The sequence below is a fragment of the Lentzea sp. genome (assembly GCF_036380075.1).
Taxonomy (GTDB): domain Bacteria; phylum Actinomycetota; class Actinomycetes; order Mycobacteriales; family Pseudonocardiaceae; genus Lentzea.
The window spans coordinates 1-20,385 of record NZ_DASVFL010000319.1 but is presented as its reverse complement, the minus strand read 5'-3'; the positions used below and the strand labels follow the sequence as shown (position 1 = coordinate 20,385).

Annotated in this window: 20 protein-coding genes and 1 tRNA gene; 4 read left to right on the top strand and 17 right to left on the bottom strand. The window is 70.6% G+C overall.

Translation table 11 applies throughout. The annotated features are described in order from the left end of the window. The first annotated feature begins 40 nt into the window (after positions 1-40). On the top strand, positions 41-709 hold the full coding sequence (locus tag VF330_RS33425; protein ID WP_330855705.1) for an HNH endonuclease family protein: 669 nt from the start codon (positions 41-43) through the stop codon (positions 707-709). A gap of 66 nt (positions 710-775) precedes the next feature. Here the strand turns inward: VF330_RS33425 and VF330_RS33420 are convergent. Continuing rightward, positions 776-849: transfer RNA gene (locus VF330_RS33420), tRNA-Thr, on the bottom strand. A 106-nt stretch (positions 850-955) separates the two neighbouring features. Here VF330_RS33420 and VF330_RS33415 point away from each other — a divergent pair. Then, the gene (locus tag VF330_RS33415; protein ID WP_330855704.1) at positions 956-2,293 is read left to right on the top strand and encodes a hypothetical protein; all 1,338 of its coding nucleotides are present in this window, start codon (positions 956-958) and stop codon (positions 2,291-2,293) included. 29 nt (positions 2,294-2,322) lie between these two features. Here VF330_RS33415 and VF330_RS33410 read toward each other — a convergent pair whose 3' ends face one another. The 10 genes from VF330_RS33410 to VF330_RS33365 all read right to left on the bottom strand — a co-directional run bounded on the left by VF330_RS33410 (position 2,323) and on the right by VF330_RS33365 (position 13,914). After that, positions 2,323-2,550 carry a hypothetical protein gene (locus tag VF330_RS33410; protein WP_330855703.1) on the bottom strand — a complete coding sequence of 76 codons (228 nt, stop codon included), beginning with the start codon at positions 2,548-2,550 and terminating at the stop codon, positions 2,323-2,325. A gap of 3 nt (positions 2,551-2,553) precedes the next feature. Then, positions 2,554-3,750, bottom strand: coding sequence for a DNA polymerase III subunit delta' (locus tag VF330_RS33405; protein WP_330855702.1), 1,197 nt, complete (start codon positions 3,748-3,750; stop codon positions 2,554-2,556). 28 nt (positions 3,751-3,778) lie between these two features. Next, positions 3,779-5,824, bottom strand: coding sequence for a bifunctional MFS transporter/dTMP kinase (locus VF330_RS33400; protein WP_330855701.1), 2,046 nt, complete (start codon positions 5,822-5,824; stop codon positions 3,779-3,781). Between the two features lie 69 nt (positions 5,825-5,893). Beyond that, entirely contained in the window at positions 5,894-6,307 is a 414-nt protein-coding gene (locus VF330_RS33395; RefSeq protein ID WP_330855700.1) for a hypothetical protein, read from the bottom strand. A gap of 17 nt (positions 6,308-6,324) precedes the next feature. Next, complete coding sequence (gene topA / locus VF330_RS33390) at positions 6,325-9,087, bottom strand: type I DNA topoisomerase (RefSeq protein WP_330855699.1); 2,763 nt, start codon at positions 9,085-9,087, stop codon at positions 6,325-6,327. A gap of 129 nt (positions 9,088-9,216) precedes the next feature. Next, on the bottom strand, positions 9,217-9,789 hold the full coding sequence (locus VF330_RS33385; protein ID WP_330855698.1) for a hypothetical protein: 573 nt from the start codon (positions 9,787-9,789) through the stop codon (positions 9,217-9,219). A 68-nt stretch (positions 9,790-9,857) separates the two neighbouring features. Next, on the bottom strand, positions 9,858-10,403 hold the full coding sequence (locus tag VF330_RS33380) for a hypothetical protein (protein ID WP_330855697.1): 546 nt from the start codon (positions 10,401-10,403) through the stop codon (positions 9,858-9,860). Continuing rightward, on the bottom strand, positions 10,400-10,966 hold the full coding sequence (locus tag VF330_RS33375; protein WP_330855696.1) for a hypothetical protein: 567 nt from the start codon (positions 10,964-10,966) through the stop codon (positions 10,400-10,402). Before VF330_RS33375 ends, VF330_RS33380 begins: the two co-directional genes overlap by 4 nt. Next, complete coding sequence (locus VF330_RS33370) at positions 10,966-11,538, bottom strand: hypothetical protein (RefSeq protein ID WP_330855695.1); 573 nt, start codon at positions 11,536-11,538, stop codon at positions 10,966-10,968. The genes VF330_RS33375 and VF330_RS33370 overlap by 1 nt, the downstream gene beginning before the upstream one ends. 66 nt (positions 11,539-11,604) lie before the next feature. Next, positions 11,605-13,914 carry a sodium-translocating pyrophosphatase gene (locus tag VF330_RS33365; protein ID WP_330855694.1) on the bottom strand — a complete coding sequence of 770 codons (2,310 nt, stop codon included), beginning with the start codon at positions 13,912-13,914 and terminating at the stop codon, positions 11,605-11,607. Between the two features lie 216 nt (positions 13,915-14,130). Between VF330_RS33365 and VF330_RS33360 the strand changes: the two genes are divergently transcribed. Both VF330_RS33360 and VF330_RS33355 read left to right on the top strand, forming a co-directional pair. Continuing rightward, positions 14,131-16,428 carry a DEAD/DEAH box helicase gene (locus tag VF330_RS33360; RefSeq protein WP_330855693.1) on the top strand — a complete coding sequence of 766 codons (2,298 nt, stop codon included), beginning with the start codon at positions 14,131-14,133 and terminating at the stop codon, positions 16,426-16,428. A gap of 31 nt (positions 16,429-16,459) precedes the next feature. After that, the gene (locus tag VF330_RS33355; RefSeq protein ID WP_330855692.1) at positions 16,460-17,227 is read left to right on the top strand and encodes an aminoglycoside adenylyltransferase domain-containing protein; all 768 of its coding nucleotides are present in this window, start codon (positions 16,460-16,462) and stop codon (positions 17,225-17,227) included. Between the two features lie 447 nt (positions 17,228-17,674). Here VF330_RS33355 and VF330_RS33350 read toward each other — a convergent pair whose 3' ends face one another. The 6 genes from VF330_RS33350 to VF330_RS33325 all read right to left on the bottom strand — a co-directional run. Continuing rightward, entirely contained in the window at positions 17,675-18,295 is a 621-nt protein-coding gene (locus tag VF330_RS33350; protein ID WP_330855691.1) for a bifunctional DNA primase/polymerase, read from the bottom strand. A 204-nt stretch (positions 18,296-18,499) separates the two neighbouring features. Further along, positions 18,500-18,916 carry an Rv3654c family TadE-like protein gene (locus tag VF330_RS33345; protein ID WP_330855690.1) on the bottom strand — a complete coding sequence of 139 codons (417 nt, stop codon included), beginning with the start codon at positions 18,914-18,916 and terminating at the stop codon, positions 18,500-18,502. Continuing rightward, positions 18,913-19,212: a TadE family type IV pilus minor pilin gene (locus tag VF330_RS33340; RefSeq protein ID WP_330855689.1), complete on the bottom strand. Its 300-nt coding sequence runs from the start codon at positions 19,210-19,212 to the stop codon at positions 18,913-18,915. Before VF330_RS33340 ends, VF330_RS33345 begins: the two co-directional genes overlap by 4 nt. A 10-nt stretch (positions 19,213-19,222) precedes the next feature. Then, positions 19,223-19,384: a DUF4244 domain-containing protein gene (locus tag VF330_RS33335; protein WP_330855688.1), complete on the bottom strand. Its 162-nt coding sequence runs from the start codon at positions 19,382-19,384 to the stop codon at positions 19,223-19,225. Positions 19,385-19,392: 8 nt separating this feature from the next. Further along, positions 19,393-19,917: a type II secretion system F family protein gene (locus tag VF330_RS33330; protein WP_330855687.1), complete on the bottom strand. Its 525-nt coding sequence runs from the start codon at positions 19,915-19,917 to the stop codon at positions 19,393-19,395. After that, a partial coding sequence (locus VF330_RS33325) for a type II secretion system F family protein (protein ID WP_330855686.1) occupies positions 19,914-20,385 on the bottom strand: 472 nt, incomplete at its 5' end. The genes VF330_RS33325 and VF330_RS33330, both read right to left, overlap by 4 nt.

The window sequence follows — 20,385 nt, the reverse complement described above, 5'->3', positions numbered from 1 at the left end:
GGCGGCCATGATCGTCAGCATCGCCGGGTATGCCCTTCCCATGCGGTGGTTGCTGCTGATCTTCCTGCTGACCGGCTGTTCGGCGTTGCCCCTGGCGACCTCCCCCGGCGCCACAGGCTCCCAGTTGGACCGCGTGCCGGCCGGCACCCTGGACGTCGCGACGGCGCGCACCTCGCTCGCCGCGCTGAAGGTGGCGACACCGGGCAGGCTCGACGGCTACGTGCGCGACTGCGACGACGGCAAGGCGTGCGTCTTCGGCCAGCCGTGGTTCGACGCCGACGGCGACGGCTGCGACCAGCGCAGCCAGGTCCTGGCCCGCGACCTGACGAACGTCGAGCGCAAGCCCGGCCGTTGCGGCGTGCAGTCCGGCACGTTGGACGACCCGTACACCGGCACGCAGATCTCCAGGACCTCCAAGATCCAGATCGACCACGTGGTGCCGCTGGCGGAGATGTGGCGCAGCGGTGCGGCGGCGTGGGCGCCGGAGCAGCGGGTGGCGGCGGCCAACGACCTGCGCAACCTCGTCGCCGTGTCGGGCAAGGCGAACCAGTCGAAGAGCGACAAGACGCCGGACGAGTGGATGCCGCCGAATTCGGGATATGCGTGTTCTTACGGGCGCATGTACGTGACGGTGAAGACCGCTTATGGGCTGACCGTGGCGCCTGCCGAACGAACCGCGTTGGAGAACGCACTCGCCTCTTGCGGCTAGAGGTCAGAAGTCCTGAATACAGAGGAAGGGCCAGGTCACGAGTGACCTGGCCCTTCCGTCTCACCGAGCCGCCTATCGGAATCGAACCGATGACCTGCTCATTACGAGTGAGCCGCTCTGGCCGACTGAGCTAAGGCGGCGAGACGCGATAACCATAGCGCACCCGAAGACCCGTCACTCACGGGGGTCGGCTTCGTTGTACGGACCGTGACCGACGTCACCACCTCACCGCCGAGGAGTGGGTTCATGCGCCGTTCGTTCTCCGTGCCGCTGGCCGGGTTGCTGCTCGCGCTCGTCGCGGCGCCCGCGCTCGCGCAGCCTCCCACCACTCCGGTGCCGGGACCGCGCGACCCGAACCAGCCACCCGTGTCGGCGCCGAACGGGCCTCAGCCGCTCGGGCACGCCGTCGGGGACGCGGGGACCGGGCTCAGCGTCATCCGGCTCGGGCCGCAGGGGGTGCCGACCAGCACGATCCTGCCCGGCTTCGGGGACCAGCTGCCCAGGCAGTCGGTCACGGAGCTCGGGCTCGGGCTGGCGAGCGCCCAGGTCAACAGCGAGGCGTTCCTGACGACCGAGCGCGTGGTGACGCAGGCCAGTCCGTTCGGGTTCGCGGTGGCGGGACGGGCGCCGCAGACGCCGGGGACGTTGGTGCAGACGGCCGTTCCGGACAACCCGCAGCCGACGACCGGTGGGTTGCCGATCCCGGAGACGCCGCTGGGCCGGCTCAAGGTGCTCAACGGCAGCGTGCAGGCGCGGTGGGACGAGAAGCTCGGGCCGTGCGTCAGTCCGCTGGCGACGGCGAGGACGTCGCTGGCCGGGCTCGAGGTGCTGAGCGCGCTGCCGGCCGAGGTGCCGTTGCCCGCGAAGACCAGCCTGATCAGCGTTCCGGACACGTTCGAGGCCAACTCGCAGGTGCGGCTGGTCGACGTGCCGGGCAGCGCGAACAAGGCGGTCGAGTCGACGTCGACGATGCGCGCGGTCAGCGTGGAGCTGGCCGGTGGCATCAAGATCGACGTGGTCAGCCCGCCCACCCTCACGGCCACGGCGACCGGGGACGAGGCGACGTCGAAGATCACCTACACGGCGCCGGTGCTCAAGGTCAGCCAGAACGGCAAGGACCTCGGCACGCTCGACGCCGCGCACCCCACCATCGACATCCCCCTGCTGCTCGACCTCGTCGTCGTCAAGCTCCAGATCGCCGGGCTGACCGAGAAGAAGTCGGCCTTCAGCGGCAACGGGTTCAGCGGGTTCCAGCTCGGGGCGACCGCGCGGATGCTCGACGTGCAGCTGCTGCCGACGGACAAGCTCAAGCTCCCGAACCTGCCGACGGCGCTCGCGCAGGTCTCGCTGGGCGAGCAGATCGTGCGGGCCGCGGCGCCGCAGGGCGGTGTGGTCTGCGGGACCAGCCAGCCGGTCGTGCCGGAGCAGCCCGGCGGTCAGGCCGCGCCCCCGAAGAAGGCGCCGCCGCTCGCGTACACGAACGCCGCGTACCAGTCGATCCCGCTGTTCTGGACCGGCACGGGCCTGCTGCTGGTGGGCGTGGTGATCTTCGCCGCGCTGCCCGCGAGGCGCGCGAAGGACTGAGACTTCCGCACGGTCGGCCGACGGGGGTGTCAGCCGCGCTCGGCCGGGTCCAGCCGCAGGTCCAGCAGCCGGGCGATGTCGGCGAAGCCCGCCGGGCACGCGTCCACGACGGCCTCGTGGCCACCGGCGGTCCTCGCGTACTGGAGGTCGACGTCCGGGTCCGGCAGCGCGTCCACCAGCGAGTGCGCCACCGCCCGGAACTCGGCGACGAGCCGGTCGAGGTCCTGACCGAGCCGCTCGGCGGTCTCCGGGGTCACCCGTCAGCCCCGGTGCAGCGTCGTCACCATCGCCTCGACGGCGATCCGCGGCTTCACGTTGACCTCGATGGCCTCCCGGCAGGCCAGCACGGCCTCCAGCCGCCGCAGGATCGACTCCGGCGACCACGAGGCCGCTGCCGTCCGCGAGTCGCCTGACCGGTCCGGGTGCATCAGCGCCGCCTCGGACCCGGTCTTCGTCACCAGGGCGTCGCGGTAGAACCCGGCGAGGTCCACCAGGGCCATGTCCAGCGAGTCGCGCTGGGTGCGGGTGGCCCGCGACTTCTGCCGCTTCTCCAGGTCCTTCAGCGCGCCCTTGGCGCCACGGGTGGCCGCCGCGGTGCCCTTGCCGGTGCCGCCCGCGCCCATCGCGGTCTCCAGGGCCTCGCGCTCGGCCTCGTTGCGGGCCTCGTTGGCCGTGGAGGCGTCCTCCTCCGCGGCCTTGATCAGCTCGTCGGCGCAGGTGAAGACGTCCGCGGGCTTGCGCAGCGCGAGCGGGATCCGCAGCACGGCCTCGCGCCGGGCGCGGGACTGCTCGTCGACGGCCAGCCGCCGGGCCCGTCCGACGTGGCCGCCGCACACCGAGGCCGCCCACTGGGCCATCTCCGGAGGAACGCCGTCGACCTCCTCCAGCGCCGTGGCGATGGCGGCGGGGCGGGGCGATCCGAGCGACACCAGGCGGCACCGCGAACGGATGGTCACCGACACGTCGTCGGGGTGGTCCGACGGCGCGCACAGCAGGAAGACGGTCCGCTCCGGCGGCTCCTCGACGGCCTTGAGCAGGGCGTTCGCGGCGCCCTCCGTCAGCCTGTCGGCGTCCTCGATGATCACCACCTGCCAGCGGCCCGACGTGGGGCGGCGGGCGGAGATCTGCACCAGCGACCGCATCTCGGCGACCGAGATCGACAGGCCTTCCGGCGCCACGACCCGCACGTCGGCGTGGGTGCCGTGCAACGTCGTGCGGCAGCCGCCGCACTCGCCGCAGCCGGGACGGTCGTCGGTCACGGTGCACTGCAACGCCCCGGCGAAGGCGCGGGCGGTGGACGAACGGCCCGAGCCGGGCGGTCCGGTGAAGAGCCAGGCGTGGGTCATCACGCCGGGAGCGGGAGTGCCTCCCGCGACGATCGTGCCCGCGGCTTCGGCGGCCGCGGACAGGGTCGCCACCGCGTCGGGCTGGCCGACCACCTCGTCCCACACGCTCATGGGACCAGTCTCCCAGCGCGCGGGGTGGTCACAGCGTCGGGGCGGCGGCTTCGGGGACCGGGCGCTTGCGCGTCGCGAGCAGCGGGACGACGGCCGAGCGGACCCGTTCGGCGATGGCGTCCGCGTCGCCTTCGGCCTCGACCACGACGTAGCGGTCGGGGTCGGCGGCGGCCATCTCGCTCAGCAGCCGCTGGACGCGCCAGTGGTTCTCCAGGCCGAGCGACTTGCCGTCGGTGTTCGGGCGGTCGAGCAGGATCGTCAGGTCCGGGCGCAGCCGGCCGGTGGCCCAGTCGACCAGGCCTTCGAGCTCCTGGTGCTCCAGCGACGAGGTGGCGCTGAAGTGCGCCAGCGGTGAGTCGACGTAGCGCTCCATCACCACGACGGACCCCTCGTCCAGCGCGGGGCGCACCTGCCGTTCGACGACGTCGGCGCGCACGGCGGCGGCCACGAGGGCCTGCGCGCGCACGCCCGCCAGTTCGGCGGACGACAGCATGGTGCGCAACCGGCGTTCGTCGTGCTCGGGGTCGGCGGCCAGCAGCACGTCGAGGCCCTCGGCGCGCAACGACGCGGCCAGGCGACGCGCCTGCACGGACGTGTCCTCGCGGGTGTCGCCCTCGACCGCGATCAGCAGGCCCTTGGTGGACCGGCGGCCGCGGATCGCCGCGAACAGCGACGACAGCACCGGTTCCTCGCGGCGGTCGTCCATCTGCCGGTACGCGACGAGGCCCAGGACGATCGCGATCGCCGCGCCGCCGAGCATCACCGGACGGGTCGCGTCGACCTCCATCGGGTGGCCGAAGACGCTGATCGTGCGCTTCTGGAGCAGCGCCACCAGCAGCGGGGCACCGGCGGACGCGCCGAACAGCACGACCTTGAGCAACGACTGGATCAGCGCGACCGTGCGGCCGCGCATGTCGTCCTCGACCTGCGAACCGACGATCGTGAGGCCGGTCAGGAACGCCACCCCGGCACACGCGCCGACCAGCATCACCATCAGCAGCGCGATCCACAGGTGCGGAGCCAGCGCGACCAGCACGAGCGTGATGCCGGCTCCGACGATCGTGACGCCGAACAGGCGGTTGTAGGTGAGCCGGCGGGCCAGGCGCGGCGCCGTGGCCATGCCGATCGCCAGACCGACGAACACGGCCACGAACAGCAGTCCGAACGTCGACGCGCCGCCCAGCAGCGACTGGGCGTAGAGCTTCGCGGTCGCGATCACGACACCGGCCGCGGCGAACGCGCCGATCATGCCGATGACCAGGCCGCGGACCAGCGGGGTCCGGCCGGCGAACCGCAGCCCGTCGCGGAACATCGCGACGAAGCCGGGCTTGTCGGCGTCGACCTCCTTCTTCTGGGCCGCCACACGTCCGGAGAGCTCGGGCAGCCTGGTCGCGATCAGGATCGCGGAGGTGAAGTACAGCAGGCCGTTGATGATGACCGCGATCGTCGCGATCCGGAACTCGAGGTTGCCGCCCTGCAGGTTCAGGTAGCCGGGGATGCCGGCGATCAGCGAGTACAGGCCGAAGCCGCTGATCGTGGAGATGCCGTAGGTCATCACCAGGCCGAGCTGGTTCGCCGACTCGACCTGGTCGGGGCGGCGCAGCAGGTTCGGGACCGCCGACTCCTTGGCGGGGATCCACAGCATCGCGCAGCAGCCGACGAGGAAGTTCGCCACGAACAGCCAGACCGGCGAGCCGATCAGCGCGATCGAGATGAACAGCGACCCGCGCAGCACGTCGCAGACCACCATCACCTTGCGGCGGTCGAACTTGTCCGCGAGCACGCCGCCGATGGGCGCGAAGAGGATGCCGGGCAGCAGCTGGGTCAGCACGACCAGCGACAGCGCGAACGACTGCCACTGGTAGCTGTTCATCATCTCGGAGACGAGACCCGTCAGCGCCAGCAGTGACAGCCAGTCACCGACGCTGCACAGGTAGGTGACAAGCCACAACCTCCGGAACGGCCTGATGGCCAGAACCGAGCGAAGCCGGTGAACCGTGGACACGCTGGACTGGGCCTGCCCTGCCTGGCCTGCCTCGGTCACCGGTGTGTCCGCGTCCTGAATTTCAGTCACCCCTATCAGCCCAACCCCGTGCGGTCAGCGTAACCGGATGTGGTGGGTGAAGTTGGCGGACTCTCGACGTCAGCCGCTGAAGATCGACCCGAGGATCGCGAGCAGCACCAGGACGAAGAACCCGATCACGATCAGGCAGCCGATGAACGCGGCCACGCCGTTGACGGGCTTCGCGGGCTGTTGTTGTTGCGGCGCAGGCACTTGCGCCATGGGGGCCCACTGCTGCTGAAGTGGGACGGACGGCCGTTGCTGCCGGACGCGCGGCCGTCGTTGCTCCTGCTGCATCTGCGACCAGACGGCCTGCCGCGCGTCCTCGGCCGGCGTCGGCGGTGTCGGCACGGACACACGTGACGTGGAAGACGCGGCCGTCCACAGGGGAGCGACCGGCGTGTCGGCGGTCACCAGACCCGCCAACGGGTCGGGGAACAGCCGGGGAGGCGGCGGGGCCTGGGTCCCGTCCGGACCGAATGGGGAGCTCGGCACCGCCACCTCCTACCTGCTCAGCTCTTCGACTTCGCGGGAGCCTTCTTGGCCGCGGGCTTCTTCGCGGTCGTCGTCGCCTTCTTCGCGGGCGCCTTCTTCTTGACCGGCCCCTTGGCGCGCTTCTCGGCCAGCAGCTCCGCCGCGCGCTCGTCGGTGATCGACTCGACGCTGTCGGTCTTGCGCAGCGACGCGTTCGCCTCACCGTCGGTGACGTACGGGCCGAAGCGGCCCTCCTTGATCACCATCGGCTTGCCGGACACCGGGTCGTTGCCCATCTCGCGCAACGGCGGTGCGGCGGCCGCGCGGCCGCGCTTCTTCGGCTCCGCGTAGATCTTCAGCGCCTCGTCGAGCGTGACGGTGAAGATCTGCGACTCGTCCGTGAGCGACCGCGAGTCCGTGCCCTTCTTCAGGTACGGGCCGTAGCGGCCGTTCTGGGCGGTGATCTCGGCGCCCGTCTCCGGGTCCTTGCCCACCACGCGCGGCAGCGAGAGCAGCTTCAGCGCGTCGTCCAGCGTGACCGAGTCCAGCGCCATCGACTTGAACAGCGAGCCGGTGCGCGGCTTCGGCGCCTTCGACTTCGGCGTGCCCTCCTCGAGCTCGGGCAGCACCTCGGTCACGTACGGGCCGAAGCGGCCCTCCTTGGCCACGATCTCGTTGCCCGAGACCGGGTCGGTGCCCAGCGAACGGCCTTCCTGCGGCGTCGAGAAGAGCTTCTCGGCGATCTCGTTCGTCAGCTCGTCCGGCGGCAGGTCGTCCGGCAGGTTCGCGCGCTGCGCGGCCCCGTCGACCTCGCGCTCCAGGTACGGGCCGAAGCGGCCGACGCGGACCACGACCGTGCGGCCCTCGTCGTCGCTGAACAGCGGGATCGAGTTGACCTCGCGCGGGTCGATGTCCTCGACACCCGTGCCGACCAGCTTCTTCAGCCCGCCGGAGCGGCCGATCGAGCCGTCGGGCCCGACGCTGCCGCCGAAGTAGAACCCGGACAGCCAGTTCGTGCGGCCCTGACGACCGGCGGCGATGCCGTCCAGCTCGTCTTCCAGCGCCGCCGTGAAGTCGTAGTCGACCAGGCGGCCGAAGTGCTGCTCCAGCAGTCCGACGACGGCGAAGGCGACCCACGACGGGACGAGGGCGGCGCCCTTCTTCCAGACGTAGCCGCGGTCCTGGATCGTGCTGATGATCGACGAGTAGGTGGAGGGACGGCCGATGCCGAGCTCCTCCATCGTCTTGATCAGCGACGGCTCGGTGAAGCGCGAGGGCGGCGACGTGGTGTGGCCGTCCGCGGACAGCTCCGCGATCGTCAGGTCCTGGTCCTTGACCAGCTGCGGCAGGCGCGACTCCGCGTCGTCCGACTCGCCGCCGGCCTCGGCGTCGACGGTCTCGACGTAGGCCTTGAGGAAGCCGGCGAAGGTGATCGTGCGGCCGGACGCGGCGAACGTGACCTCCTGGCCCGTCGCGGCCCTGCCCTGGATGCGCACGCTGGTCGTGTTGCCCCGCGCGTCGGCCATCTGGGACGCGATCGTGCGCTGCCAGATCATCTCGTAGAGCTTGAACTCGTCGGAGTCGAGCTCGGCGGCCACCTGGCCGGGCGTGCGGAAGACCTCTCCCGCCGGCCTGATCGCCTCGTGGGCCTCCTGCGCGTTCTTGACCTTGCGCGTGTACTGGCGCGGCTTGTCCGCGACGTACTGGGCGCCGTAGAGGTCCGTGGCCTGCGTGCGGGCCGCGTTGATCGCGGTCTCCGACAGCGTCGTGCTGTCGGTTCGCATGTAGGTGATGTAGCCGTTCTCGTACAGCTTCTGCGCCGTGCGCATCGTGCGGTCGGCGGAGAACCGCAGCTTGCGGCCCGCCTCCTGCTGCAGCGTCGAGGTCATGAACGGCGCGTACGGCTTGCGCGTGTACGGCTTCTCCTCGACGGAGGAGACCTTGACCGGCGCGTTCTGCAGGCCGTTCGCGATGGCCCTGGCCTGCGCCTCGTCCAGCACGACCACGTCGGCCTTGCCGGTGAGCTTGCCGTCGGAGCCGAAGTCGCGGCCGGTGGCGAGGCGCGTGCCGTCGACGGCGACGAGCCGGGCGCCGAACTGGCGCGGCGTGGCCTTCTCGCCGGCGTCCATCTGCGCGGAGATGTCCCAGTAGCTCGCGCTGACGAACTTCATGCGCTCGCGTTCGCGCTCCACGACCAGACGGGTCGCCACGGACTGCACGCGGCCCGCCGAGAGCTTCGGCATGACCTTCTTCCACAGGACCGGGCTGACCTCGTAGCCGTAGAGGCGGTCGAGGATGCGGCGGGTCTCCTGGGCGTCGACCAGGTCCTGGTCGAGGTCGCGCGGGTTGGCGGCGGCGGCCTGGATCGCGGACTCGGTGATCTCGTGGAACACCATCCGGCGGACCGGGACCTTCGGCTTGAGCGTCTCCAGCAGGTGCCACGCGATGGCCTCGCCCTCGCGGTCACCGTCTGTCGCGAGGTAGAGCTCGTCGACGTCCTTCAACGCTTCCTTGAGCTCGGTGACCAGCGACTTCTTGTCGGCGGAGATCACGTAGAGGGGCTCGAAGTCGTGGTCGACGTCGACGCCGAGCCTGGCCCAGGCCTGGCCCTTGAACTTGGCGGGGACGTCGGCGGCACCGCGCGGCAGGTCCCGGATGTGTCCCCTGGAGGACTCCACGACGAAGTTGGCGCCGAGGTAGGAGGCGATCTTGCGCGCCTTCGTGGGCGACTCGACGATCACCAATCGCCGGGTGGCACCCGCTCCTCCGCTGCTCTTTCTCGTCCGTGTCGATCCAGCCACTCGCCGTCCCGCTCTCTTCCAAACCCGGTTCCCAGGCCCGCCAGTGTTGCCCAGCGTCGGCCGAAAAGCACACCATCCGCGACGCCTGTACGACGAGACAGAGTGACACAACCATGCCGGACCGCCCGCTCAGGCCGCCGGCCAGGTGCTGCACGCCACCCCGTGCGGAGGGCTTCCGACCAGCTCAGCGAGCCGCGCCAGCCTCCGCCGGCCCGTCACCCGCAACGCCGGAGCCCCTACCAGGGTGCACGGAAGTCCCGACGCGAGCAGGGCATTTTGCAACGGCAGGTGTGTCTGCGGCGCGTTGGGGTCCAAACCGAGCAGGTACGCGGACTCCATCCAGCTGCCGGCCGCTAGTGCCCACACGCGCAGCACTGCTCCGTTCAGCTCAAAGTCGTCCGGCACGGTTTTGGTCGATCCGTCCAGCCAGCGGGCGGCCAACGGGGTGAGATCGGTGCGGAACGGCGTGCGGACGAACCGCGTGCCCTCCTCGTTGACGGCGAGCTCGGACGTCACGCCGCGCTCGTCGCACGCCTGCTTGAGGGGCCGATAACGCCACTCGTCGCGCAGCTCGACGTACACGCGGGCCGCCGTGCCGCGCGCGAAGCTGACGGCCTGCCCCGGCCCGCAGAGGAAGCCGGCGAGGTCCGCCTTGGCCGGCGTGCGCGCCTCGGCCGAGAAGAAGGACAGCTGCCCCACCACGGCCCACAGGGTAGAACAGACGTTCGACTGTGACCAGTGGTGCGCTTGTGACTACGCCGTACGAGCTATCAGCTCTGGCTGCCGGTCTGCAGCTCCTGGCACGGCTTCGACCTGCCCATCGCCGCCGCGTACTTGGGCGACTTTTCCAGCGCGTCGAACGTCGCCCGAAGGTCCTCCGGCTTGCTGACCTGCGACGTGTCGGCCAGCACCTGCTCGGCCGCGTCCCAGAACCCGGCGTTCGGCTCCAGCGCCCTCACCGGCGCCTCGGCGGCCGCGTAGGACCTGGCCGACTCGCTGATGTACTTCGTCAACCGTTCGTGAACATCCTTCAGTTCGGCGGAGGGCGGGCCGAGCTCGCCGAGCTTTTTCCCGGCGTCGGCGAGCGCCTGCGAGTTGGCGGTGACGAGCTTGAGGTAGGCGGTCTTCACCGCGGCCGGGTCGGCCGGGTCCTGGGCCGTGAGCTCCTGGCCTGCCTTCTTGCCCGGCAGGAGGCCGGTGCAGAACGTGTCGACCCACCGCGCCTGCGCGTCGGAGAGCGGTTCGTCCTCGTCCGAACCGCAGCCGGCCAGGACCAGGGTGGCCAGGACGGCTGCGGTCAGGCGTCGTGTGGTCATGAGGTCGGGGCCGAGGACGTCGACAGCTCCAGGTCCTTGCAGCCGTCCGCCTTCTGCGCGGCCGCCGCCAGACCCGTCTCGCCGAGCTTGCGCTGCACGTTGGAGGCCTCCGCGTCCATCTCGGAGGCCTTGGCGGCCATCTCGGTGAACGCGGTGACGATCTGCGTCGCGTCGGCCGACGAGTCGACCTTCGACTTCGTGTCCGAGAGCAGGGTCCTGACCTGCCCCAGGCCGCTCTCGGCGGTGGTGACCAGCTCCTTCGACTTCGGGTGCGGGCCGTCCTCCAGCGCCTTGAGGTCGTTCAGCGACTTGTCGACGGCCGCGACCTTGGTGCCGAGCCAGTCGGACAGGCCCGACTTGAGCGTGGCCTGGTCGGTCAGGTCGAAGTTCGGCTCGTCGGACATGAGCTTCGAGGTGCCGGTGACGGCGCCGCACACCTTGTCCATCCACGCGACGACGTCGGCCTCGCTGGGGGCGGACGACGACGTGGGCGAACCTCCGCCGGTGCAGGCGGTGACCGTCAGGAGGCATCCCGCCACGAGGGCGGTGGCTGTGCGGCGCATCAGCTCGTCGGCGTGACGTTGAGGCGCTGCATCTCCTGGCACTTCGGCGCCGTCTGCGTGGCCTTCTGCAGCTCGGGCACGCCCTTGAGCTCGCGCAGCGGGTCGGCCAGCTCGGAGAGCTTCGCGATGGCCTCTCCCGCGGCCTGGAGGCCACCGGTGGCGTCGTTGGAGTCGGCCTGCTCGACCCTGGTCTTGGCGTCGGAGAAGACGGTGCCGAGCGAGGTGAACGTCTCGGCCATCTTGTTGACGGCCTCCTCGCCGCCCGAGACGGGCGACGGGCCGACGTTCTTCATGCCCTCGGCGGACTTGGTGAAGGCGTCGGCGAGCTGGCCCATGTACGCGGCCATGTCGGCCTTGAGCTTGGTGGAGTCCGTCCCGTCGAGCTTCGGGGCGGTCTTCTCGATCTTGGCGAACTCCGAGGCGGCGCCGCAGACCTTGTCCATGTAGGCGACGGCGTCGGCGGAGGCCGCGCCGCTGGTCGGCGTCGTGGAGGTGCCGGAGCTGCCGCCGTTGCTGCACCCGGCCAGCGCTAGGGCGGCGACGGCGGCGGTGGCGACGAGGCTGCGCCTCATGTCGGAACTCCTCGGTCGGGGTACGTCGGGGGAGCCCCGAAAGTACCCCGACCGGAGGCATCGGAACTACGCGGCGCCGTTGCTCACGGTCTCCGCGGGGGTGTCCGTGATCGAGGTGCCACGGCGCTTGGACACGACCACCGCCGCGACGATGATCAGTGCCGCGACCACGGCGATCGCGATGCGGATCGGGTCGGACGCGCTGTCACCGATGGAGAAGGTGACGATGGCGGGAGCGATCAGCACCGAGACCAGGTTCATCACCTTGATCAGCGGGTTGATGGCCGGGCCGGCGGTGTCCTTGAACGGGTCGCCGACGGTGTCGCCGATGACCGTCGCGGCGTGGGCGTCGGAGCCCTTGCCGCCGTGGTTGCCGTCCTCGACCAGCTTCTTGGCGTTGTCCCAGGCACCACCGGAGTTGGCCAGGAACACCGCCATCAGCGTGCCGGTCGCGATCGCGCCGGCCAGGTACCCGGCCAGCGGGCCGACGCCGAGGCCGAAGCCGACGGCGATCGGGGCGAGCACGGCCATCAGACCGGGGGTCGCGAGCTCGCGCAGCGAGTCCCTGGTGCAGATGTCGACGACCTTGCCGTACTCCGGCTTCACGGAGTAGTCCATGATGCCGGGGTTGTCGCGGAACTGGCGGCGCACCTCGAACACGATGGCACCGGCGGCGCGCGTCACGGCGTTGACCGCGAGGCCCGAGAACATGAACACGACGGCCGCGCCGATGGCGATGCCGACGAGCACGTTCGGGCTGAACACGACGAACGAGAACGAGCTCAGGTCGGGAACGGCCGTGCCCGCCTTGACGAGCGCCTTGCCGATCGCGTCGCTGTACGAGCCGAACAACGCGGTCGCGGCCAGCACGGCCGTGGCGATCGCGATGCCCTTGGTGATGGCCTTGGTCGTGTTGCCGACCGCGTCGAGCTCGGTGAGGATCTGCGCGCCCTCGCCGTGCACGTCACCGGACATCTCGGCGATGCCCTGCGCGTTGTCGGAGACGGGACCGAAGGTGTCCATCGCGACGATGACGCCGACGGTCGTGAGCAGACCACAACCGGCGAGCGCGATCGCGAACAGCGCCACGACGGCCGTGCCGGAGAGCAGGAACGCGCCGTACACGGCCGCACCGATCACGAGGGCGGTGTAGACGGCCGACTCGAAACCGACCGAGATGCCGGACAGGATGACCGTGGCCGCACCGGTCAGCGAGGTCTGGCCGACCTCCTGCACCGGCTTGTGCTCGGTGCCGGTGTAGTAGCCGGTCAGCCAGAGGATGACGCCGGCGAGCACGATGCCGATGATCACCGCGACGGACGCGATCAGCGCCGGGTTGCCGCTGCCGCCCTTGAGCGCGTCGGAGATGCCGTTGAGGTCCGCGAAGGAGCTCGGCAGGAACACGAACGCCGCGATGGTGCACAGCACCGCGGAGATGACCGCGGAGATGTAGAAGGAGCGGTTGATGGCCGCGAGGCCGCTCTCGCCCGCCTTGGCCTTCGTCGTGTAGACGCCGATGACGGCCGTCAGCACGCCGATCGCCGGGACGATCAGCGGGAAGAGCAGGCCCTGGGCGCCGAACGCGGCGGTGCCGAGGATCAGCGACGCGACGAGCGTCACGGCGTAGGACTCGAAGAGGTCCGCGGCCATGCCGGCGCAGTCACCGACGTTGTCGCCCACGTTGTCCGCGATGGTGGCGGCGTTGCGGGGGTCGTCCTCGGGGATGTTCTGCTCGACCTTGCCGACGAGGTCGGCGCCGACGTCGGCGGCCTTGGTGAAGATGCCGCCACCGACGCGCATGAACATCGCGAGCAGTGCGGCGCCGAAGCCGAAGCCCTCCAGGACCTTCGGGGCCTGGCCGGCGTACACGAGCACGACGAGCGCCGCGCCGAAGAGGCCGAGGCCGACCGTCATCATGCCGACCACGCCACCGGTGCGGAAAGCGACGCGCATCGCCTTTTCGCGACCGCCCTCGCCTTCGTTGGCGGCGGCGGCGACACGCACGTTGGCGCGCGTGGACAACCACATGCCCAGGTAGCCGATAGTCGCCGAGAACGCGGCGCCGACGATGAAGAACAAAGACCGGCCGATTCGTTCGGCCAAATCATCTGCCGGAAGCGCGAACAGCAGAACGAACACGACCACGACAAAAATGCCGAGCGTGCGGAACTGCCGGTTGAGGTAGGCCGCTGCGCCCTCCTGAACCGCCTTGGCGATGTCCTGCATCTTCGGGGTGCCCTGGCCGGCGGCCAGCACCTCCTTGAGCAGCACATACCCGACGGCGAGAGCAGCCAGGGCGACCACGGCGACCACGGCTACGACGCCGCGATCACCCCCGGAGAGCTCGAGGCTCTCCGCGAGGAATTGCCGGGACATCCGTCCTCCTGGTGAGTTGCCATGTGCAGCGCCAAGGCAGACCAGCCGCCCTCGCGCGACGTGACGCATCCCTCATTGGATGCGATGAGCGGGGAGTCTAGGGGGTGCTTGCAACGAGGCAACGAACCGTTCCGAAGCGTGCACACACCGTTATCCGCCCTGGAAGTCGAGCACGCCCCGGCCGGAAGTGTCGGTGGCGTGTGCGAAGCTCGGATCGTGGTGGATCAGGGACGGCGGTTGCTGGACCGCGTGCTGGCGGGAGTGCCCGCCGGGGAGTCACCTCTCACACACGCGCGCGATCTGCCGTTGCGGCAGGCTGATCACGTCGAATGGCCCTCGTGGGCCGCCCCGGCGGTCGTCGGGGCGTTCACGGAGACGGGTGTGCGCGAGCCGTGGCGGCACCAGGTCGAGGCGGCGTCGCTCGCGTGGTCCGGCCGGCACGTGGTGCTCGCGACGGGCACCGCGTCGGGCAAGTCGCTCGCCTACCAGCTGCCGGTGCTTTCCACCCTTTTGGCGGACACGAAGGCCACGGCGCTCTACCTGTCACCGACCAAAGCCCTTGGGGCAGACCAGCTCCGCTCGCTCGAGGAGCTGGGGGTCGAGGGCGTGCGCGCGTCGGCCTACGACGGCGACACCCCGATGGCCGAACGCGACTGGGTCAAGGCGCACGCGAACTGGGTCTTCACCAACCCGGACATGCTGCACCGCGGAATCCTCCCGCAGCACCCGAAATGGCTGCGGTTCTTCCGGCGGCTGAAGTACGTGGTGATCGACGAGTGCCATTCCTACCGGGGCGTTTTCGGGTCGCACGTGGCGTTGTTGATGCGCAGGCTCCGCCGGGTCGCGCGGAAATACGGCGCGGATCCGATCTTCGTTTTGGCATCGGCCACTGTGGCTGATCCTTCTTCTTCCGCCGAACGCCTGCTCGGAGTTCCGGTTTCCGCTGTCGTGGACGACTTCTCGCCGCGTGCGTCGCGCACGGTCGCGTTGTGGGAGCCGCCACTGACCTCTCTGGAGGGTGAGAACGGCGCTCCCGTCCGGCGCTCAGCCGGCGCGGAGACCTCGCGGATCCTCGCCGACCTGGTCGTCGAGGGGGCGCGGTCGCTCGCGTTCGTCCGCTCCCGCCGCGGCGCCGAGCTGACGGCGATGGGCACGCAGCGCATCCTGTCCGAAGTGGACGGTGAGCTGCCCGGCCGCGTGGCCGCCTACCGGGGCGGCTTCCTGCCGGAGGAACGGCGGGCGCTGGAGAAGGCGCTGTCCACCGGCGACCTGCTCGGCGTCGCCACCACGAACGCGCTGGAGCTCGGCGTCGACATCGCCGGCCTGGACGCGGTGGTGGTGGCCGGTTTCCCCGGCACGCTGGCGTCGTTCTGGCAGCAGGCGGGCCGTGCGGGCAGGTCGGGCGACAGCGCGCTGGTGGTGTTCGTGGCGCGCGACGACCCGTTGGACACCTACCTGGTCCACAACCCGGCGGCGGTGCTCGACCGGCCGGTCGAGGCCACGGTGCTCGACCCGCTGAACCCGTACGTGCTGGGCCCGCAGCTGGCGTGCGCGGCGTCCGAGATGCCGTTGACGCCCGCGTGCCTGGACGACTTCGGCGGCCCGCTGGCCGAGTCGGTGCTGGCCGAGCTGGTGGCGGAGAAGCTGCTGCGCCGCAGGCCGGCGGGCTGGTACTGGGCGTCGCACGACCGCCCGCACGCCGGCGTGGACATCCGCGGCTCCGGCGGCGAGCAGGTGGCCGTCGTCGAGGCCGACTCGGGTCGCATGCTCGGCACGGTCGACCCGGGATCCGCCTCCTGGCAGGTGCATCCGGGTGCCGTCTACCTGCACCAGGGCCGCGCGTACGTCGTCGACGAGCTCGACCTGGACAGCGGTCTGGCGATGGTGCACCGAGAAGACCCGGAGTGGACGACGCAACCGCGTGACTGCGTGGACATCACGGTCGTGCGCGAGATCGAGCGCACCGACTTCGGCGGCGTCTCCGTGTCGCTGGGCGAGGTCGAGGTGACGACGCAGGTGGTCGGCTACCTGCGCCGGCTGCCGTCCGGCGTCGTGCTCGACCAGATTCCGCTCGACCTGCCGGAACAGTCGCTGCAGACCCGTGCCGTCTGGTACACCGTCGACGAGTCGCTCCTACTCGGCGCGGGCGTGGACCCGAAGCGGATCCCCGGCGCACTGCACGCGGCCGAGCACGCGGCGATCGGTCTGCTGCCGCTGTTCGCGACCTGCGACCGGTGGGACATCGGCGGCGTGTCGACGGCCGTGCACCCGGACACCGGCATGCCGACGGTCTTCGTCCACGACGGCCACCCCGGCGGCGCGGGCTTCGCGGACCGCGGCCACTCGGCGTTGCGAGCGTGGCTGTCGGCGACACGGGCGGCGATCAACGCGTGCGCGTGCCCGATGGGGTGCCCGTCGTGCGTGCAGTCGCCCAAGTGCGGCAACGGCAACGACCCGCTGGACAAGGCCGGTGCCGTGCTGGTGCTCGACGTCGTGCTGGGCAAAATCGCCTGACCGGGCGGGTCCCGGTGGCTACGGTTCCGGTGTGCCCACGCAGTTCCCGGACCTGAACGCGCTGCTCACCGGCTTCGTCTCGTCCGTTCGCGAGATCCTCGGCGACACCTACGTCGGCGCGTACGTGCAGGGCTCGTTCGCCCTGGGCGCCGGTGACGTCCACAGCGACTGCGACTTCATCGTCGCCTGCACCGAGCTGCCGTCCGGCTCGCGGGAAGCGGGGCTGCGGGCCCTGCACGACGAGATCCCACTGCGGCCGGGCCGCTGGTCGACGGAGATCGAGGGCTCGTACGCCGACGTGGAGTCGCTGCGATCCGTGGCGGGCCTCGGAGTTCCGTGGCTGTTCAACGACCACGGCACGCGCACCCTGGTCTGGGACACCCACTGCAACAGCCCGCACGCCCGGTGGATCCTGCGCCACCACGGCATCGTGCTGGACGGCCCGCCGATCACCTCGCTGGTCGACGAGGTGCCGGCCGCCGTTCTGCGTTCCTCGATGCGTGCCGAGCTGCCGCACGTGCTGGAGGGCATCCGGGAGTGGGCGCCGATGGGCAACGCCTGGACGCAGCGCTACATCGTCTCGACGTACTGCCGCACGCTCTACACCATCCACACGGGAGAGGTGGAGTCGAAGCGCGGCGCCCTGGTGTGGGCGTTGAAAGTGCTCGATGAGCGGTGGCACCCGCTCATCGAGCAAGTCCTTCTGGACCGGGACCTCGGCTGGGACGCCGACGCGGTCCCGCGGCCCGGATCTCTCGAGGAGACCTTCGCCTTCGCCGCGTACGCGGAAGGCGTCTAGCTTTCGTGGGCGCGCGCCGCGGGCTCACGGGTTCCCGCGGCGCGCGCTCTCCACGTGCCGAACACTGTTGTCCCGCCTGCTACCGCTTCGCGACCGGATTCCTGGGAAACATCGGCGGAATCTGGTTCGTTCGTCTGGACGGGACACGCGGGAGGCGACGGTGTCCACTGTCTTCTGACGAACTCCGGGGAGGAGCCGGCTTCGCCGACCGCGGCAGGGCGGGTGCTCTGCCACTAACGTTCCTCGGTCCGGTCGCTGGTGCGGGAGGCTGTCCTTCGGGGTGCGTGTTCGGCTTTTCGCCCTTTCCTGCGCGGTCCCCGACGTGCGGGGTGCGGGAACCGGTCATCGGATCGGGCGGGGTTGGAACGGCCGCGCAGGGCATCGCCTTCGGGGTTGTCGGGGAGAGTCCACGACGACACCCAGCGCGGCCGGGCTTTCGGTTGTGTGTCAGACGGTTTCGAGCTGGTAGCGCGACGGGGCGTGCAGCGCCTCGACGAGCGCGTCCTGCACGACGTGCGCGTCCGGCAGGTTCCAGCCGCAGACCTGCGGCTTGACCCGCCAGTGCACGACACCGTGCGCCATCGTGGTGGGGGGCAACGGGATGTACTCGCCCTGGGCGTAGTGGTGCACGTCCGGGTTGCCGGCCAGCTCGGTGTTGAGCTTCGAGCCGGACTTCACGAGGAACATCCAGCGACCGGACGGGGTCGCGGCGATCGGCACGGGAACACCGATCGAGCGCAGTGCGACGGCCGCGCGGCGGCCGAGGTCGGTGCCGACCTCGATCGCGTCCACCACGTGGCCGGTGGCGACGAGAAGGCTGTAGGAAGCGCCGGCCCACCAGGTCGCGACCTGCTCAGGCCGCGTTCCGATGCGGTCGACCCAGTCGCGGTGCACGGGGATCGGGCCGTGGAGCTCGAGGCCGCTGCGACCCGCCCACTGCGTGACGCCGTTCTCCGAACCGGCCGGGTAGGTGCCGGGCAGGACAGGCCAGCCGCGGTACGCGAGGCTCACGGCCTCGGCACGCAGTTCGATGCGGAAGGCCCCGCGCCAGCTGTCCGACCAATCCATCTTCCGTCGCCTTCTTCCTAGGTTCTGACTCGACATCGACGTGGTGCCGGTGTTCCTGGGACACCGCGTCGGTGCCGCCACTACAACTAACGACACCGGCCCCGGGCTTGGTAACCCCCGCCGCGACAACTGGTCGCTCTGGAACGGCGAACGCGCTATGACAAAACGAGCCACCGAACTCCGCACGTTTGGTTCGATCACCGTTCAGCATGTCCGAACCCCGGTGTGAGTCCGCTCACCGATAGGTTTCGACCGCTCATCGTGCTCCAAACGCTCCGGATCTTCAGTCGGACCTGCCCTCGCCCGTGCGTTCACCGGGCCGAACGGCGTGGGCGCCGAGACCTCGACCACCACCTCCCAACCGCTCACCGTGCAGCGGACGAGGGTCGCGCGGTTCGCCTCGGCCACGAGTTTCGCCTGCTCACAAGCACTTCTGTCGCCTCCGGTGAGACGAGCGGCGGCGGCCAGCGCCGCCAGATCGGCGGCGCCGGTCACCCGATGCCGCACGACGAGCACCGCGCCGCCCTCCGCGCCGGCGACGGTGACGATGATCAGCAACAACATCGCCACCACACCGCTCACCGCGGCCGAACCCCGCTCGCAGCCCGCCTCGCCGTTCACCGCGGCTCCAGCACGGCGAACGCCTCCGCGGTGAGCGGCAAGCCCAACGGCCCCCGTTTGCCCACCACGACCCGGACGGCGTCCGCCTCGCTGTGGATCACGACGCTCGCACCGGCCGCGATCTCACCGGCCACCTGCTCACCGCGCTGCCGTTCACCGCGCGCCGCAAGCCGCGCCGCCTCTCTCGCGGCATCGGTGCACCGCATCTGCTCGATGACCGCAGTGAGCCCAGCTGCCGCCAACGCCATGACTGCGAGCAACGCGCAAACTGCGACAGCAGCCTCGACGGTGACCATGCCCCGATCGTCAGACCGAAGTGAGCGCACGCTGTATCAGCCCTTGCAACAGGTTCTGCACGAAGTCGCTGGTCGCCAGCGCGTACAGAACCCCGGCGAGCGCGGCGACCGCCAAGGTTCCGATCGCGTACTCGACCGTGCTCATGCCGCTGTCGTCCTTCAGCAGTTCCATCTCTCTCCTTAGACGAGGAATCGGTCAGCCAGCCCCAGCACCACCGGCACCACGCCGAGGCACAGGAACGCCGGCAGGAAACACAGCGCGAGCGGCGCCGCCACGGCCACCGCGGCCCTCTGGGCTTTGGCCTCGGCGTCGTTCATCGCCTCGGTCCTGGTCCGCCGGGCCAGCTCGGCGGCCTGCCTGGCCAGCGCGGCACCGGACCGGGCCGTCCGCCGCGCGGCCCTGGCCAACGGCGCGGTGGTGGGCTCTTCCAGCGCGGACGCCCACGCCGTGACGGGATCGGCCCCGAGTCTCAGCAGTTCGGCGACCTGGCTCAGTTCCCTGATGCCGACCGCCTGGATCGCCGTCGGCACCGGCAACCCCGCCTTGAGGCAGGCGGCCAACAGGTCCCAGGCCGCGGCCAGTTCGAACGGACCACCGGTCCTCGCACTCGGCGTCGGCGGATCGTGGGCTCGGGGCCTGAGCCGGTCGACCGCCCGCGGCACCGGCGCGGCGAGCACCGCCAGGGCGAGCAGCAGGAACGTCACGGCCGCACCTCGGTGATCTTCCGCGTCCACCACAGCCCGGCTGCGAGGAACACCGCCCCCAGGACCAGCAGGAACTGCCCCGCTGCCGTCTGGGTGAGGACGTGGACCGGTCTCGCCCCGCTGAGCTCGCCGAGCAGAATCCCCAACACGGGTAACCCAGCCAGAACGGCCGCACTGGCCCGTGGCCCTGCCATGCGCGCGTTGACCTGCCGCGCAAACGCCGCTTGCTCGTCGAGGTCTCGCCTCGTGGCGTCCAATACGTCCGCCAACGCCACACCGTGCTTCGCCGACACGTGCCACGCTTTGGCCAGCTGGTCCGTCGCTGTCTCCAGCAACGGTTGGCGCAGGCCGCGCAGCGTCCGTTCGACGTCGCCACCGAGTTTCGCCGCCGCCGCAGCAGCTCTCAGCACTTCGTCGGCAGGCTTCGGCGTGTCTCGTGCCGCTCCTTCTGCCGCCGCAGCGGGGTGG